At 43.7% G+C, this 567-nt stretch carries 1 protein-coding gene; it reads right to left on the reverse strand.

Translation table 11 applies throughout. From position 1 onward, the window contains the following. Nucleotides 1–491 (reverse strand): transposase (locus OPS28_RS14455; protein WP_265610174.1); only part of this gene is annotated, 491 nt, incomplete at its 3' end. Nucleotides 492–567: the final 76 nt, after the last annotated feature.

Here is a 567-nt window from a genome sequence, read left to right on the forward strand (position 1 = left end):
AATATCTCAGGCACGTTTATTTTAAATGCCTTTAATCCTTTGTTGATAACAATGCCAAATTCAGCCAGTAAGCCCCTCAACATATTACTGACAGCCGTCTGGTTGTCGGTCAAGTGCTGACGTATCTTAGCAATTGATTGAAGACCTTGTTGTTCAACGGTTTTAATGGCGACATTCTTCGTTTTCGGTTGCTGGCTGGCTATGGCTATCGCCAAAGCATCATTCTTATCGGTTTTGTGTCCTTGTCTGAATGCCTTTATGTGTTTGGGGGCGATAAGCTCTGCGGAATGACCAAGGCTCTGTGCATACCGTGCCCAATAATGTGAGGACCCACACGCCTCAATCACAACCCGACTGGGCGGTTGATTTGCTAACCAACTTTTTAACTGACTTCGGGTAAATGCTTTATCAGTGCACACTTTATTTCGTTTTAAACTAACGGCATGGAACGAAGTTTTTGCGATATCGATGGCGATGACTGTATTATTCATAATGTATGGACTCTTAGTAAAAGTTTAGGCACTTATTACGTTACTCCCCCATGGGGAGGGAGTCCATACATCGGCG

It is taken from the genome of Alteromonas sp. ASW11-130 (assembly GCF_026183735.1).
In the GTDB taxonomy this organism is placed as follows: domain Bacteria; phylum Pseudomonadota; class Gammaproteobacteria; order Enterobacterales; family Alteromonadaceae; genus Alteromonas.